Source organism: Vicinamibacteria bacterium (assembly GCA_035570235.1).
Lineage (GTDB): Bacteria > Acidobacteriota > Vicinamibacteria > Fen-336 > Fen-336 > DATMML01.
Genome location: DATMML010000052.1, coordinates 24499 through 40865, shown reverse-complemented (window position 1 = coordinate 40865; position 16367 = coordinate 24499). Strand labels below are relative to the sequence as shown.

Sequence of the window (16367 nt, the reverse complement as noted above, 5' to 3'; positions counted from 1 at the left end):
TGGCCCGCCGAACACGTCCCGCGTCACGCCCCGGTCCGATAGTCGTCGGATGTACCTGAGGCCTTCCGCGGAGGAAGATCGCTACTCTTCCATGTCGCCTCCCGATTTCCCTGTCAGGGGGCCTGCCTAGTTTTCGCACAGTGACATTTCTAGGGTGCGCCTGTGCGCCTCCTTGACCGGTTTCGAAATGGGGCGCAAAGTAGTCGGTGGGCGCCCCAGATGGGGCGGACGGGAATCCCGGCTTTGGCAGGCCCTCTCTTTGGTCCTACTCCACGTCTCCACTCTTCAGCGAGAGGAGAGGCCCATGCGTCATCCCTTGGTTGGTCTCGCATCATCCCTAGGCCTGTCTCTCATTCTCGCCGCCCCGCTGAGCGCCCAGTCGGCCTACCCAATGAAGGACATCAACCCGGGCCCCGGCTATTCGAACCCTCTCTGGCTGAACAACGTTCGGAGCACGCTATTCCTCGCCGCAGACGGCGGCGCCTACGACACCGGTTCCGTCAACCCTGGCACGAACAACGCTCCCCTAGCGATGGGGGTGGCAGGGATGTTCCCCCTACCACTGCTCCATCCATCCCAGCATGGTGGGGACGCTGATGGTCAGGCCCTAGTCGCGGGGGCGACCATTGGTTAGAGTGCGTCCTGGTTGGATGACGACGGGGACCACCTTCTCCTAGCACCAGCTTCAACCCCGCTAGTCATCGATCGGCCGGAAAGGGCCAGCCTGGAGTGGAACTGAGTTGGAGTAACAAGCGATTCAGCTCTTTGTGCCCGGGGCCTCGTTCAGGCTCATCTCCTTCGGTTCTAGCGGGCGGGCTCCCGGACCCCGAGCACGCGCCGGGTAGGGGTCTAGCTACCAAGCCCGTCTTACAATCTGCGTGGCTAAGGGCCACGGGGCGGAGGGCGTCGGCCGCACTTCTCTTACTCGTTCTTTCCTCCTGCGGGGGTCGAGGCGCTGTCAACGTTGTCCTCATCTCCCTCGACACGCTCCGTGCGGACCGCCTCAACTGCTATGGCTACAGGGCGCGGGTTGTAAGCCCGAACATCGACGCTCTCGCTCGCGACGGAGTACTCTTCGAGGCGCACATCGCCGCCGCCCCATGGACGACGCCCTCGCATATGAGCCTGTTGACCTCTCTCTACCCCACGAGTCACGGCGTCACCGCGTCCATCAGGAGCATAAAGCAGGTTATCCAGGGAGCCAGCCCCGGGGAGTACGAGAGGCTCAACTCCTCGAGAACGACGCTGGCGGAGGTATTTGCCGGCAAGGGCTTCGCTACCGCAGCCTTCACCGGGGGCGGCGGCGTCGATCCACAAATCGGCTTCGGTCGGGGCTTTTCTGTCTACGACACGTCTATGGTCAAACTTGACTCCCGCGACATGCGGACGATGTACTCGTGGATCGATGGCCAGAAGGATCGCCCCTTCTTCATCTTCTGGCATACCTACGAGGTCCACGCACCCTATTTTGAAACGACCTTCCTCGCGGACGTCCTTCCCCGCAGCAAAGCGGCAGAGATCGAAGGTGCTTACCAAAGGCTGCCTCGTGAACGGGAATCGCCGCGGGCGGTCCAGATTCTCAAGGACTTCGGGGCGTTCGACCCCGTGGTCTCCGATGCTCTCTACACGGGGGGAGTCCGAGCCGTGGATCGGTGGGTCGGCGAATTTATCGGGTTCCTGAAGACCAGGGGCCTCTATGAGCGGACGCTCATCGTTCTCACGAGTGACCATGGCGAACAGCTGGGCGAAAGAGCGCTCGACGCCGGGGATTGGTGCTCCTTTTACGACTGCCATGGCCACACGCTCTTCGACGAACTCGTCCGCGTCCCGCTCATTGTCAAGCTCCCGAGCGAGCAGCACGCAGGAACTCGCATGCGGTCGGTCTCGAGCGCATTGGACGTCATGCCGACGATCCTCGATGTCGTCCGTCTATCCGGCCCCACCACACAGATGCAGGGGGTTTCTTTGAGGGCCCGGTGGGAAGGCCGGGCCCAGGGATCACCGAGCTTCGCCTATAGCGAATCCCTGGCGGGCGACACCGAGGCAAAGAGCGTGCGCTCGGAGCACCTCAAGTACACTCTGAGAATACGAGCGGACACGGTCTCCCAATACGGTCGTGCCTTCATCCCACTCACCCCCGATAAGCGGGAACTCTACGACCTCGAGGCCGACCCCGGTGAGCGTCGCAATCTCCTGTCGTCGAGCGCCGCCCAAAGCTACGCGCGGCTCGCCGCCATGCTGGACGCAGCACTTCGGCGCCAGACGGCCGGCCGCGTAGGCCACGCTGAGGGCCAAACCCTCGCCAAGGAGACGATGGACAGGCTGAGATCCCTGGGTTACATCCGCTAGCGTTCCCGATGTAGTCGGCCTCGGTACCGCCAAGGCTCGCGTGCAATAAGGGTCCTTGTCCGGAGCAAGCCCTCTGTCGCCGTCAGACCCACCGCCCTCTCCAAGACCGTCCTACCCCGCCCGCCGAGCCTCTCGACGGGACCGACGCACAGGGTGACGACCTCGCTTATCTCACGCCTATGAACTTAGCACCGCCAAAGCGCCGGGTGAACGTGACACCGCTGCGTGACGACCTCACCCACCAGATCCCACTCTCCCGACAGTAGAAGGCGAGGTCGGTCCGGCCGTCTCCATCGTAGTCGGCAGGGACCGGCATGCAGCCCATGTTGCGGGGAACGTCAAAGGTCGACGTCGCTCCGTTCCGGGAGCCCCGAATGAAGGAGTAGCGACCGGTGGGATCGACAACCGCCAGGTCGCTCTTGCCGTCGCCGTCAAAGTCGCCGCGCAGGGGAACGTAGTCGCGCCCGCCGAACTCCTCCCGGGTGACGCGTCCGTCCGACGATCGTCGGATGTACCAAACGCCCTGCGCGGGATAGAAGACGGCCACGTCCGCCTTTCCGTCTCCGTCATAGTCTGCGGGAACGGGCACGCTGCCGGGGCCGCCGTGAGCGATCTGGACGACCCTTCCGTCCGATGATCGTCGGATGTACCAGAGGCCTTCGGCCGGATAGAAGACGGCCAGGTCCGTCTTGCCGTCTCCGTCGTAGTCTGCGGGAACGGGCACGCTACCGGGGCCACCATGAGCGATCTGGACGACCCTTCCGTCCGAGGAGTTCCGGATGAACCAAAGACCGGTAGCTACGTGAAACACCGCCAAGTCGGTCTTGCCGTCGCCGTCAAAATCGCCGAGCAACGGCTCGTACCCGGCCGCTCCGTGTTGGAGGCAGGACTCGCCCGCGGTGGAGCCGCGGATGCACCAAAGGGCTGCATCGGGATCGAACGTGATGAAGTCGGCCCTGCCATCCCCGTCGAAGTCGTGAGCCGCGTCACGATGAGCGGTAGCGATCTCTCCCCTCAACTGCGTCGCGGCCCGGCTGCCCTGGGGCAAGTAGATCCGGTAGGGCGGGAACTCCGCCACGGGGAGAAATACGGTGCCGCTCGCGGCATGGACGATCTCGGCCGACAGATCCTGGACCACCACCGCGAGGTCGGGTATGGGCTCGTCCTTCAGAAGACCCCTCGGTACCAACGCGTTGAAGGAGGAGAGCGTGGGCTCCGGCTTCACGGCCTCGAGCAGCATCTTCTGGAGGTGGTATTCGAGGTCGTCGCCGGTCAGTGCGAAACCGACGCGCGCAGGCCCGAGCCGTCGAGCCAAGGCAGCCACATCCAGCGAAGGTTGAATCAACGACGTCCGGTACCGGAGCATCGCCTCGAGCGGGTCCGCAGTGATAATGCTGTCGGGGCCAAGCAGGGGACGAATCGGGTTCCAAAGCACGGTCGGGAGCAGAGACAAGCCCGCTACCATCGCTAGCGCGGTCAGCAGCTTCTCCTGGAAGGTGGCCGCCAGCGCGACGGCCGCCGCCGGGGCCCACAGACACCAGAAGGGGATGTAGTAGCGCGCGTTCCAGATGCTCCACGTGAGGGAGCCGGCTATCCCGACGAATCCGAGGTATGGCAGCGCCAGGAACACCCAACCGAGGCGCGACCCTGCCCCCCGCCATTTGACGGCGGCCACGATGGGAACAACGAGCGCGACCAGCATGTGGAGCGGTGCCGTCATGACATCCTCTCCGCCGTAGAGGGTGCCCCCCACGCTGAAGTCCATGTCCGGGCGCAGGGTGGTACGGCTGTCATTCAGCGGGAACCCGATCAGCCGGTGGAGCTCGGCGACCGCTTTCGTGAGCGCTCCGTTCACGGCCGGGCTGGGGGTACCCAACAGCATGGCCACGTTCCGCACGACGCCTGAGACGAGAGCGGCCGGCTCACGGGTCTGGGCGAACACCGCGTAGCCGCCTTCTCCGACGCTGACGGGGCCCGTCAGCGAGCCGAACCATCGCTCGTTGCGGACGAAGTAGCCGGCGTTCAGCAGGAGGGCCGCCATTCCAATCCAGGCGGCTTGTCTCCAGCTAGAAAGCCCGTGCTGGAGCAGGAGGACGACGCCAAGGAGAGCGCAGAGAGGCGCCGCGAAAAAGACCGCGGTGCTCTTGGTAAGGAGCGACAGGCCGAGAGCGATCCCGATGAGCGCCGCCCGACCCCGACCGCAGCGGCGGTCGAGATGCGTCCGCAGGACCAGCCACGCAAGGCAGGAGAGCCAGGCCGCGAGCACGAGGTCGTTCTTGGCGTTCGTAGCCCACATGTACACACCGGGATTGGTGGCGAACAGGAGGCCCCCGAGGGCCTGGGCAAACGGAGAACCACCGAGGTCTCGCGCGATCAGCGAGATGGCCGCCATGCTCATCGGCAAAGCGAACCACTGAACGAGGTTCGCAAACCGGTCGCCGCCGGACAGGATCATGAGGTGGGTGCCCGCGAATTCAGCGAAGGGCGGCAGAATGTCCTGCCGCATATTGCGGGCCGGGAAGTAGGCCACGCTGCGCTGCTGGATCCAGTGGATCTGGCGCGGGAGGTGGTAGGTGAGGCAGTCCCAGTTGTTGACGGGGGACAACACGGCCACCAGTCCGGCGGCGGCGACAACGCTCAGGCCCAAGAGGACGAGCCATCGCGTTTGTGGCGTGATCGCCGACGGCTTCGAGACCCAGGCCGACAGGCGTCTGCGCTGGCCGAAGACGAAAACCGTGAGCGCGGCGGTGGGAGCGGCCCACCAAGCGAGTACCCATCCGAATTGGAGCTTGTGCCCAAGACTCAGCAGTTCCGTCCCGGCCGTCAGCCAGGCACCAGAGAGCAGGCATGCGATCAGGGCAGTCTCGAGGAGCCCGACTTTGTCCTCTCTATCGCGGGCCTCAATCGCAAGCGCGAGGGACGCCACCACGATGAACAGGACCGGAAGGAATCCCAGCATCTAGAGAAGGCTCTGATCCCCCAGGGTCACCGCCGGATCACCCTGAATGGCGCGAGACGATCAGCTCGCTGTCTACGGGGAAGTACTTGAGCCAAATCTGCCGGTCCAGAGCGGGATCGCCCGTGGCGCGGTACCGGTCGAACACATCGACGAGCTCCGCCAGGTAGCCGCGCACATGGGCCTCTACTTCTTGTCGCAGACCGGAATCGATCTGCTTCCACTCGCAGAACGCGCTCAAGGTCGCAAGAGTGGGCTTCACGAGACGCAGATACCGGTCGAGGTCTTTTAGGTAGATGTGACAGTCGTACAAGGGTCGACAATGGAGGCCCTCGCCCAGGAACATCTCCTCGTAGCCGAGGTATGAATGCCACGATTGGACGCTGTAGTTGAGGCCGTCGTGGGGGAAGGAGGCTTGGTAGTAGACCTTCGCCAGCGCGTGGGGCAAGAGCACGAGCCCCGGGATCTGGTAGTGAGGCTCGGCCAGTACGTTCTTGTAGCAGAGGGGGTTGCCCACTTTGAGATAGATGAAGCCCTCAGGCTCTTGGGCTAGCAAAGAGGAAAGGTTCTGGACCAGGAGCCGCGGGTCTTGTACGTGCTCAATGACATCGAGACAAAAGATGATGTCGAACGTCGACAAGGTTCTGATGAAGGCGCCGTTCAGGATGTCATTGTTGTAGACCTCCAGCTGATATCCCTCGCCCCGGGCCCCATCCAGGTTCAACCGGGCGGTCTCGTAACGCGCCTGGTCAATCTCCACTCCCACCGCCGCCCGCGCGCCCCTCTCGCAAAAGGCGAGAAGAGTCTGGCCCGCATTTGCTCCCACGTCCAGGCAGCGCTTCCCGCGGAAGAGATTCGGGCGGTGGAAGGACCCGGCGAGGGCATCCAAGAATTGGCGTGCGCGCCCAAGGCCGCCCATTTCCGATTCGAGGTACAAGGTAATAAGCGGGTTCGCCCGGTGGTGTCGGACAAGCTGGTGCACGTAGTGGGAAGTGTAGTCTCGGTTCGAGCCGTAGAGGCGCATGACGGCTTCAATCAACCCCTCTGGATCAGCATCGTAAAGGGCTAGGAACACCACCGGGCTCTTCAGGGCAGATGGCCCCTTCAGCCACAGCAGCGCCTGGGAGCCAAGCCGTGTTAGGGCGTCGTGAAGGCCCATACCCCCCGCCCCCCGCCGGTTCTTGACGTTCCCTCCCCACTCGAATGAGTAAGGTTCCCAAGGGGCTTACCCCTCCCGGCAAGCACGCCCCAAAATCCTTCGACTCGGGCCATCAATATATTGTTGTCCGGACACACCATCGCGCGCCCGGCGTACCTCCCCTGCCGTGGTGTTCTTCGTTACGCGCTACAATCCTTGGGAATTGCATTCCGGCTAGACCAGGGAGGTCGCATCAAGACCTCGGGTTACCCCGGAGGCCTGCAGCGAGTGAGCTGCCCGGGCCGCTGCACCTTAACTATCACAATACGGTCGGGGAACAATGGGGAGTGATCATCGCTCGGGGGAGAGCCTCACCGGAGTTCGGGCCACTCCGACCTGGATATCGGCCCTCAAAGACCTAGGTCGCCGCCCTTCTTTCTACTATATGGCGCTCTTGGCGCTTCAGGCCAAGGTGATGTGGGGCATCTGGTCATACCGCGACCTCACCTCCGGTGACGAGGCTACCTTCTACTGCCAGGGTTACCTCTGGCTCACCAGGTCCCTGGTCGACATCGCCTGGTCACCCCTGTACGCGGCCTTCTTCGGAACCGTAATGCGCCTCACAACCACCGACCCCTACGCGGCGACCACCCTTCACCGGATTCTCATCGTGTTACTACTCGATGTCCTCATCCTGGCCCTTCTCCGCCGGCTGCTGCCGCCGGGCATCGCCTGGCTCGTCGCCGCCTGGTGGGCGGTCCTTCCCATCGTCTTCGACGCCACCTTCACCGTGCACCTGTTTGCCGTGATCCCCATCCTCGTGGCTTGGCTCATCCTCGCGCTGGGTTGGAACCCTTGGACGCGCGGCGCTGCTCTGGGCGTCTTTCTCGCCGCCTCGGTCCTCGTCCGCAATGAATACATAGTTGCCACCGCCGTCCTGGCGCTGTCCTGGCTGGTCTGGGAATGGCGGTCGCGGCTCCGATGTCCGCCCGTGGCGCGGACGCGAGGCGCCGTCTACGCGTTGGCGTACGGTCTTCCGATCCTGTTGGTCGGGTCGCTCGTCGGCCTGGTGTACACGCGCGCGGTCTACAAGTTCCCGGCGCTCCACTACCGCCTTAATGACAAGCACGTCCTGAACATGTGCCAGGTTTTCGCGTTTGGCTACCAGCAGCGTCACCCGGAGTGGAGGAAGGACCCCTGGGTGCAATGCACCGACTTGATGCAGGAGACATTTGGCCAGGAACGACCCACGCTCTCGCAGATGTTGCGGGCGAACCCGAAAGCGGTGGCAGAACACTTCCTCTGGAACCTTCGCCTCACGCCCGCCGGCCTTCAGCTCCTCCTCTTCAACTCGGCCCACGGCACGATCAACCCCGACTACGCTCCCTCGCAGCAGTTGGGCTCTCCTCGACCACTGCTTCCCAGCGTCGGCCTCGGCCTGATCCTCTTGGCCGGCTCGTACCGGCTCTTGCGCGAGCGCCGCTACTGGTGGAAAGCCTGGCTGAGGCGGAGAGCAGGGGCTTGGTGGGCCATGTTTTCGGTGCTGCCGGTGGGGGCCGCGGTCCTTCTCTCTCAGCGGCCGCGCCCGGCGTATCTCTTCGTCCAGGGCGTATTTCTCATGGCAGTGGCGGGCATGTGCTTGTTCGTGCTGGTGCGCCCCTGGCGGAGGCTGCAGTGTGGGCCGGTCCTCGTCCCGCTGATGATGGTGACCATCGTCTGGCTGGCCCCCAACCGGTACCGCACTTTCTATCGGCCGGGTGAACGGCCTCTTCTGGCCCTTTACGAGAGACTGGCCCCCTTCGCCGAGGTCTTTCGCCGTCCGACCACGCGGTTCCTGATCAACGAGCGGGTCATGGAGCTGAACGGGTACTTAGTGCGGGACTTTCTGCGCGACCCTGCCTTGAATTTCGACTATTCAATCCTGAGCGAGGCGCAGGGGGCGGCCCCCCTTCCGGACGTTCTCGCCGCCCATGGAGTCACCCTCTTGTATGTCAACGAGAACCTCTGGAAACACCTGGAGACGGACACCCTCCACCGCCCGTTCATCACCTCCCCGGAGTCGGCTGGCTGGCGCGTCGTCGGGATGGGAGGGTTGGAGGGAGACCGTTGGATGCTGCTGGATAAGGCCAAAGGCGACCAGGGACAAGGACTTCCGACCGCGGTGGGGCCGGGGCTATAATCGTCGCGGGCAAACGCTTGGTCCCTCCCCCGTATCTGGTCAGCCGGCGGCCTCTGATGCCTCCCTACAAGGCCGACGATCCAAGCACGATCCACTTCAAGAAGCGGCTCCGTCATTCCGGCGCGAGCGTGACCGACCCCTCGGCGGCCGCGGTTACTCGAGGGGGAGGCTCAAGCGAGTCCGGGTGCCTTCAAGATAGCTTGGACCAGACTCTCAGCCGATCGTTGGTTCGCGCTTGAGCCATTCCGGCGACGCCAAACCGGGGAGCGGCACGCCTGCAACCGTTTCCGTTGTCACTCCATGCCTGAACCACGCCGCGTTTGTCGAGGAGACGATCCACAGTGTGATCTCCCAGGCGGGCGACTTTTTCATCGACTATCTGGTCATCGACGGAGGCTCGACGGACGGCTCGGTAGATATCATTCGACGATGCGCGGAGCTGGTCGCGAGCGGGACCTTTGAGCCCCGATGCCAGGGCGTGAGTTTCAGGTGGCTGTCGGAGAAGGATCGGGGGCAGACCCACGCCATCAACAAGGGGTTGGCCATGGCGCGCGGAGAGATCCTCTCCTATCTCAACTCGGACGACCTGCACATCGCCGGTGGCTTCGCGGCGGTGGTCCGGCACTTCGCCGACCACCCACAGAACGACTTCGTGTATGGGGACGGGGATGTCATCGACGAACGCGGAAAGCTGCTCTGGGAATGGCTCTCGCGCCCCTACGACTACTCGGTTCTGAGGTCGTACCACCCGCTGTGGAACGACTTCACGAACTACATCATGCAGCAAGCCACCTTCTGGCGACGCCGGGTCCACGACCGAATCGGGCTGCTCGACGAGACCTTCCACTACTCGATGGACCTCGAGTTCTGGCTTCGTGCGGGCAGCGCGGGCCTCTCGCTCTGCCACATCCCGGTCAAGCTGGGAAGGTTCCGGATGATCGTCGGCACCAAGTCCCTCTCCAGCCCGACCGTCTTCTGGCTCGACAACATGGAGATCTTCCGGCGCCACAACGCCCCCCGGAGCATGACCCGCTACTTTACCTTCTTCCATTTCAACCACGCCCTCCACGCCGGCCTCGACTTCGAGGTGGCGCGCGGGGCGGAAGCGAGGCTCTTCGAGCGTTGGCGGGACCTGCCTCCGGAGGATGTCGCCGCGCTGCGGCGGAGGTCCGGGGAGGGCGGGCGGAGGGCCTACCTCCTGGCTGCCCTGACCGCGCTGGAAAGGGGCAACCGCGAGCAGGCCAACCACTTCCTCGGCGCCTCCGTGGTCGGCCGCCCGGGAATGTGGCTGCATCCGCTGGCATGGCTCGTCCTGCTGGCATTGGCCCTGGGGCCAAGGGCGTTCGCGCTTCTGCGCAGGTGCTGGGATGAGATAGTGAAGGCCTACCGGAACAAGCGGTATCGCTACCGATATGTCTAGCGACCCTCGGGGGGGGACACCCATCATCAGCGTGATCATCTGCACGTACCGCCGAGAGACGCTGGCCCTCCGTGCGATCCGGAGTGTGGTGGAGGATGGCTCGGCGGATTGCGAGATCCTGGTTATCGACCAGGATGGGGATGGGCCGCTGGAGTCCCGGATCCGGGAGCACCTCGGACCCCTGCCGCACCTGCGGTACTTCCGGATCCCAACCCTCGGCTTGAGCCAGGCGCGCAATGTTGGCGCCCGAGAGGCGGCCGGGCGAATCCTCGCGTTCCTGGACGATGATGCCCAGGCCCGGGCCGGGTGGCTCGCCGGCTACCGGGAGGCGTTCGCCCGAGAACCCGCCCCCACGATGGTCGGGGGGAGAATCCTCCCCGAATGGGAGGTGCCGAAGCCCCGGTGGTATCCGTCAAGCCGGATCACGATTCTCGGTACCTACGACATCGGAGAGAACGCCGTGCCTTTCCCGGACTCCGACCTGCCCGTGGGTGCAAATTTCGCGATCCTCAAAGAGGAGCTCCTCCGCCTCGGCGGCTTCAGCGAGCAACTAGGGTTCAAGGCCGGACGCCGCCTCGCGCTCGGGGGTGAGGACAGCCTGCTCGGGGCGCGGGTGAGGGCGGCGGGGGGGCTCATCGTCTACGAGCCGCGGGCTGCCGCTACACACTTGATCCGAGAAGGCAAGCTTCGCCTCCCCTACGTTCTCAAGCGCGAGTTCATCGAGGGGATGACCCAGATCGTCGTCATGGATGGTGTGCGGAGGCTGGAAGCACCGTTCCTCTGGGGCGCCGCGAAGTGGCACTTGTCCTCCGTGCTGGCAGGCCCCCTCCGGCTTTGGCGGTGCGTGGCGAAAGGGGACACCCGCCCCTCGGAGTGTTTCGGCGAGTGGCTCGCCGCAACCTGCCTGAGCCTCGGGGTGATGCGTCAATGCTGGCGGCTCTACCGGGAGCGGCGGCGCCCCCCGGCGGCCCAGAATCGCGGAACCAGAGACGAGGGGAGGGCCATGGAGAGGCCAAGAAGCTACGCCGACGACTGGGATGACTACGTCAAGCGCTGGGAGACGTACGCCAAGCTCGAGCCCACCAACCAGGGCCGGCTCGACCTCGTTTACCCCGGCGACGAGTGGGGTACCGAGGCGGAGTGGGATGCCTATGCTGCCTCCTTCCTGCACCCTTGCCTCCCCCCCGACGGCCGGGGGGTGGCGGTCGAGGTCGGCCCCGGCTCCGGCAAGTACACGCTGCGCGTCGTCGACCGCGTGGCCCAGCTACTCTGCTTTGATGTCTCGGAGATGTTCATGAAGCTCGCCGAGGCCCGCCTCGCCAAGCACGGGGGGAAGGGCGCGGTGCAGTTCGAGCTCCTGAAGATGGGCAACTGCTACGAGATCCAGGAGGCGGTAGCGAGGCTGGGCCTATTGGGCGAAGTCGACCTGTTTTTCTCCATCGACTCGATGCAGCACGTGGAGCTACACACTCTGATCGCATATTGGCTCAACGCGGCGGCGAGCTTGAAGGTCGGCGGCCACATGGTCATGACCGTAGCGACCTGCACGACGGAAAAGGGCTTCTCCCGGCTGCTGGACGAAGTCGCCTGGTGCTATGGCGGGACGAGGCCGTCGCACCAGTTCTACTTCCTCTCCAAGGAGGTTGTGCACTACTGCCTCGGACAGCTCGGCTTCGAAGTGCTGCGCCTAGAAGAGGGCCGCGACATCAACCTGGTCGCCCGGAAGGTCCGGCCCGTGCCCATCGTGTTGCAACCCGTGCAATGACCCAAGGGCTGCCCGCCGGAGGCCGCGGAATGCGAATCGGGGTGAATTGCTTCTTGCTGCAGCCAAATATCGGCGGCATCAAGCAGTACTTCCTGACCCTCTTCCGCAATCTTCTGGAGAACGACACCGAGAACCAGTACGTTTTCTTCTGGTACGAGCAAAACGCGGGCGAGCTGGCCAACCTGGGCACGGAGCGCTGGAAGGAGGGGGCGGTGCTCCTGACCGATCAGCGCGAGGTCTTGTCCAACCTCGACAAGATCGATCTGTACTTCTGCCCCCTGAGTGCCCTTTATCCACGCCCGCTTCCGAAGCCGACCGTCGTCTCGCTGCCCGACATCCAGGAGGTCTTCTACCCGGAGTTTTTCACGAAGGAGGACCTCTTTGAGCGCGACCTCCATTTTCCCGAGTCGACGCGCATGGCGGACCGGGTCCTCACCCTATCGGAGTTCTCGAAGCGAACGATGGTGCAGCACCATGGCCTCCCGCCGGAGAAGGTGATCGTGGCGCCCATCAGCGCCGACCGGCGATTTGAGCGCAGCGGGGAGATCGCGCGTCCTCCCGCGGAGCCTCTCCCCGAAGAGTTCGTCTTTTATCCGGCTAACTTCTGGAAGCACAAGAATCACGATGGCTTGCTGCGAGCCCTGAAGATACTCAAAGAGAAAAAGGGTCTGGTCGTCAACGTGGTGCTGACGGGGTTCCCGAACGCCAACGGCTATCCGGTGGAGGCCAAAGCGGTTGAGTACGGCATCCGAAGGCAGGTCACGCAGCTGGGCTACGTTCAGGTCGAGGAGATCGCCTACCTTTACCGGCGCGCTCGAATGCTGGTCTTCCCTTCCCTCTTCGAGGGATTCGGTATCCCCTTGCTCGAGGCGATGACTGCAGGCTGCCCCATCACCGCCGCCGACGCGACCTCCGTACCAGAAGTCACCGGTGATGCCGCCGTGCTCTTCGACCCCAACTCGCCCGATTCCATGGCGGACGCCATCGAGAGGGTCTGGTGCGAGGCGGACCTCCGGGAGAAGCTGGTGGCGAAGGGGAGGATGCGCGCCCGAGAGTTCTCGGCGGACCGCCAGCTTTGCGCGCACCTTAGGGCTTTCTCGGAGGCGGCGCGCGCGTATGAGTACCGCGACTTCCTTTGGAAGCGCTGGGTCTACGGGCCGTGCCGTCGGACCCTCCTCGGGCTCCGGTGGCGACGGCGCGGGTCTAGTTCACGGGTCTAAAGGCCGGGCCTCGGGAGCCGGTCGTGAGAGTGCTTCCGTTGAGCGACGAGCGCACGAACCAGAGCCCGCTCGGCGGATGGTCTACCGCTAAATCAGTCTTCCCATCCGCTGCTTAGGAATCCGGCTCCGCCTTCTCGGGAGCGAGGAGGGGCCGCCCGGCGCGGGGCGCGCTTCCCGGCCCTCCGGGAACGCTCGGCAGGACGGGCCCGCTGGGCATGGGCGGGCCGCTCTGGAAGTTGGGCAGGGCGGTGTTGAAGCCCGGTGGGAAGGGGACGGCCTTGGCTTCCGGAGAGCTCCCGGGCTGACCTGGGGGCTGCACAACTTGGGGCGGCGAGACCGTCATCCCCGGGGGCGGGGTGAAGGCCTCCGCGGGGACGCTCTCCTCGGGGGCGGCATTCGGCGGAACCATCTCTGGCGGCGGGGCCGCCGGGGGCGGGGCCGTGGTCGCGATTCCTTGGGGGGCGGAAACGATGATGAGCGTGTGGCACCCCGTTCCGCTGGGATCCATCCGCAGGGCGAAGCTGATCCCCGTGCCTTCCAGGAGGCTGAGGACGGCCTCCACCGGCGTCCGCTTCTGGAGCGAAACAGAAACGAGCTGACGGGGGGGAGGGCCTTCGTACACGACCTTCGTTCCCGTTTCCCGCGAGAGGCGATCGAGGACATCGGAAAGGGGAGCCGTGCTCACCCGGAGGTCCACGCGGCCGCCGGCCGAGTGGATGTCAACCTCGGCGGTCGCGCGGCCCACCCCGAGGAGAAGGAGGGCCAGGGCCAAGCCTCGGCATCTCATGGGAGAACAGTCTACCTCAGTTCACGGGCGTGAAGCCCGAACCCCCGAAGCCGAGGCTGAAGGTCGTGCCGGTGGACGACTGGCGTATGAACCACAAGCCGGAGGCGGAATTGTAGACGGCCAGATCCCCCCGTGCCCAGTCCGCGTCATAGTAGCCTTGGACGGGGACGTAGCCGGTACCCCCGAACCCGAGGCTGAAGGTGGCCCCCGTCGTCGTTTGCCGCACGAACCACAGGCCGGTGGGGGGATGGTAGACCGCGATGTCGGCCCGGCCGTCCCCGTCGTAGTCGAGCGCGACCGGCGTGTAACCGGAGCCACCGAACCCGACCGAAAAAGTCGTTCCCGTGGACGACGGGCGAATGAACCACAGGCCTGAGCTGGCGTTGTAGACGGCGAGGTCTGTCTTTCCGTCGCCATCGTAGTCCTCGGGCACGGGCGTATAGCCGGTGCCCCCAAAGCCCATGGAGAAGGTAGTCCCCGTGCTGGACTGCTGAACGAACCACAGCCCCGACGGCGGGTGGTAGACCGCGATGTCTGTCTTTCCGTCGCCGTCATAGTCCCCGGGAACTGGAATGTACCCCGAGGCCCCAAATCCGACCGTCACCACCGCACCCGTCGACGAGTACTTGATGAACCAGAGCCCCGTGGCATCGTGGAACACCGCAAAGTCAGTCTTCCCGTCGCCGTCGTAGTCTCCCGGCACGGGTGTATAGCCCGTCCCCCCGAAACCCATCGACACCGTCGTCCCCGTGGAGGACTGACGCGTGTACCAGAGCCCGGACGCCGAGTGATAGACGGTGATGTCGGAGATGAGGTCGCCGTCAAAGTCCACGAGCCTCCGCTTATGGTACGCGAGGGCGCCGAACTCGAAGGCGCCGATGTCCACCGCAGGGCCGGAGATCCGGAAGGACCCGGCGCCGTCCAGCGGGGGCAGGCCGGGCGCGCTGTTGGTGCCCGTGTTGATGCAAGGCGAGGAGGCCTGAAGCGAGTAGTTGTTAGCGGCGACGTTCACGAACTTCGGGTCCTGGTTGTTCAGATTGCTGGGGGGGATGCTGAAGCCGGCTTGGGTGATGAAGAATCCGCTGGCCGCTTGGTTGAAGTCGTTGTTGAACAGGTTGACGGGAGAAAAGACACCGTTGGTGTTGCCGTCGTTGTCGATGGCCAGATCGCCGGACGCCCCCGAGCCGGCCGTGTTGCTCCAGACGACGTTGTTGTAGATGTTGGCCACGTCGGTGTCGGCGACGAGCCGGAGCCAGATACCCCCTCCGAACGAGGCGCCGGAGGTGGCACTGTTTCCGCTGAGGGTGTTGTTGATTACATTCAGGGTGTTTTGTTGGAGGGCATAGAAACCCCCGCCATTGGCACCGGCGATGTTGGCGAACATCACGTTGTCGGTCAGGCTCACAACGTGGGTAAAGAAAAAGGCTAGGCCAGCGCCATTGCTGCTGGCCGTGTTGCTGGAGAACACGTTCTGCGAGCCCACGAACGTGTCGCCGTAGCTCATGGCGATTGCGCCCCCGCTGACCGCGCTGTTATGGTCGAAGCTGTTACCCACCACGGTCACGGCGGCCGTGGAGAGCCCGGTTTGGGACCCCAAGACAAACATTCCCTGCCCCTGGTTGGAGCTGATCGTGTTCTGCTTCAGGGTGACGGTTGAGCTCTTGCCCGTTTCGCCCGTGAGCGGATAAGTGGTGTCCACGTAGATACCAGCTCCGCCGGGAGGAGGACTTGCGAAGGCGACGGTGTTACTCATGATCGTGTTTCCAGTGAGGGTGATGTTCTTGGACTCAACCGCATAGAACCCGCCCCCAAAACCGGAACTGTTGCTCTGGATGGTGTTGTTGGTCAGGGTGACGGTGTTCGCCTTGAGGACGTAGACCCCGCCCCCGTCCTGGTAGGCTTGGTTGCCAGTGACGATGCTATTGGTCAGGGTGACGCTTCCCCCCGGGGTCGTGTTGCCGGCGACGGCCCAGAGCCCGCCGCCATTCATGGTCGAGGGGTCGGTTGTCGAGAGTGCGCGACCGTTCTTGATGGTGACGCCGTCGACCGCAAAAGCCACCGGAACGGTACTGAACAGGCGTAGGGTCTGACCGACGGTGTTGCCATCAAGGACGGTATTGGCAGGATTCACGACGCGCGAGCCGCACCCCGGGGCGTAGCCACCGCCCACGGTCAAGCCGTGGTTGGCGGAGAAAAGGAAGCTACCCGTGTACGTGGCTTGCACGAGTTGAATCGCATTGTCGACCCCGTTGCCTTGGGCGGTCGTGAGCGCGCTGTTGAGCTCAGCCGTGGTGCTCACGCAGAACGTCGCCGCGCGGGCCGGGAAGGCCGGGCTGACCATCGCGAGAAAGATGCCGACACTCCGGATCTTTACGGCTCGGCGCACGCCCAGCACAATAAGTCCTCCTGGAGGGGAGACGGCGGACACATCGAGGTTAACGGTCGATTGACAGAGGTCAAGTGACGACGCACACACCCGATTACCGATCAGCAATAACTCACTGAACACCAGCCTGTTCCGTAGAAGGCATGGGATCAAGAGTTCCCTTGGTC

10 protein-coding genes are annotated in these 16367 nt (G+C 64.3%); 6 read left to right on the top strand and 4 right to left on the bottom strand.

Translation table 11 applies throughout. The features are described 5' to 3' along the window. The first annotated feature begins 304 nt into the window (after positions 1 to 304). Positions 305 to 634, top strand: coding sequence for a hypothetical protein (locus VN461_09990; protein HXB55102.1), 330 nt, complete (start codon positions 305 to 307; stop codon positions 632 to 634). Between the two features lie 95 nt (positions 635 to 729). Continuing rightward, on the top strand, positions 730 to 2349 hold the full coding sequence (locus VN461_09985) for a sulfatase (protein HXB55101.1): 1620 nt from the start codon (positions 730 to 732) through the stop codon (positions 2347 to 2349). A gap of 166 nt (positions 2350 to 2515) precedes the next feature. On the opposite strand, the gene VN461_09980 is transcribed toward VN461_09985, so the two are convergent. Next, the gene (locus tag VN461_09980; GenBank protein ID HXB55100.1) at positions 2516 to 5308 is read right to left on the bottom strand and encodes an FG-GAP-like repeat-containing protein; all 2793 of its coding nucleotides are present in this window, start codon (positions 5306 to 5308) and stop codon (positions 2516 to 2518) included. Between the two features lie 37 nt (positions 5309 to 5345). Continuing rightward, the gene (locus VN461_09975) at positions 5346 to 6464 is read right to left on the bottom strand and encodes a methyltransferase domain-containing protein (protein HXB55099.1); all 1119 of its coding nucleotides are present in this window, start codon (positions 6462 to 6464) and stop codon (positions 5346 to 5348) included. 319 nt (positions 6465 to 6783) lie between these two features. On the opposite strand from VN461_09975, the gene VN461_09970 reads away from it, so the two are divergent. The 4 genes from VN461_09970 to VN461_09955 all read left to right on the top strand — a co-directional run bounded on the left by VN461_09970 (position 6784) and on the right by VN461_09955 (position 13027). After that, entirely contained in the window at positions 6784 to 8622 is a 1839-nt protein-coding gene (locus VN461_09970; protein ID HXB55098.1) for a hypothetical protein, read from the top strand. Between the two features lie 235 nt (positions 8623 to 8857). Continuing rightward, positions 8858 to 10042 (top strand): glycosyltransferase family 2 protein, encoded by a 1185-nt coding sequence (locus VN461_09965; GenBank protein HXB55097.1) that lies wholly within the window; start codon positions 8858 to 8860, stop codon positions 10040 to 10042. After that, the gene (locus tag VN461_09960; protein HXB55096.1) at positions 10035 to 11807 is read left to right on the top strand and encodes a glycosyltransferase; all 1773 of its coding nucleotides are present in this window, start codon (positions 10035 to 10037) and stop codon (positions 11805 to 11807) included. The genes VN461_09965 and VN461_09960 overlap by 8 nt, the downstream gene beginning before the upstream one ends. Before the next feature lie 29 nt (positions 11808 to 11836). Beyond that, positions 11837 to 13027 (top strand): glycosyltransferase family 1 protein, encoded by a 1191-nt coding sequence (locus VN461_09955; GenBank protein HXB55095.1) that lies wholly within the window; start codon positions 11837 to 11839, stop codon positions 13025 to 13027. A 112-nt stretch (positions 13028 to 13139) separates the two neighbouring features. On the opposite strand, the gene VN461_09950 is transcribed toward VN461_09955, so the two are convergent. Continuing rightward, complete coding sequence (locus VN461_09950; GenBank protein HXB55094.1) at positions 13140 to 13814, bottom strand: DUF4974 domain-containing protein; 675 nt, start codon at positions 13812 to 13814, stop codon at positions 13140 to 13142. Between the two features lie 16 nt (positions 13815 to 13830). Further along, positions 13831 to 16209, bottom strand: a complete 2379-nt coding sequence (locus VN461_09945; GenBank protein ID HXB55093.1) for an FG-GAP-like repeat-containing protein — start codon at positions 16207 to 16209, stop codon at positions 13831 to 13833. Positions 16210 to 16367: the final 158 nt, after the last annotated feature.

What these genes read in the sequence shown, in the direction of transcription:
- VN461_09990 (HXB55102.1), top strand. Translation starts at nt 305, where the DNA reads ATGCGTCATCCCTTGGTTGGTCTCGCATCATCCCTAGGCCTGTCTCTC.
- VN461_09980 (HXB55100.1), bottom strand. Translation starts at nt 5,308, where the DNA reads ATGCTGGGATTCCTTCCGGTCCTGTTCATCGTGGTGGCGTCCCTCGCG.
- VN461_09975 (HXB55099.1), bottom strand. Translation starts at nt 6,464, where the DNA reads ATGGGCCTTCACGACGCCCTAACACGGCTTGGCTCCCAGGCGCTGCTG.
- VN461_09970 (HXB55098.1), top strand. Translation starts at nt 6,784, where the DNA reads ATGGGGAGTGATCATCGCTCGGGGGAGAGCCTCACCGGAGTTCGGGCC.
- VN461_09960 (HXB55096.1), top strand. Translation starts at nt 10,035, where the DNA reads ATGTCTAGCGACCCTCGGGGGGGGACACCCATCATCAGCGTGATCATC.
- VN461_09955 (HXB55095.1), top strand. Translation starts at nt 11,837, where the DNA reads ATGCGAATCGGGGTGAATTGCTTCTTGCTGCAGCCAAATATCGGCGGC.
- VN461_09950 (HXB55094.1), bottom strand. Translation starts at nt 13,814, where the DNA reads ATGAGATGCCGAGGCTTGGCCCTGGCCCTCCTTCTCCTCGGGGTGGGC.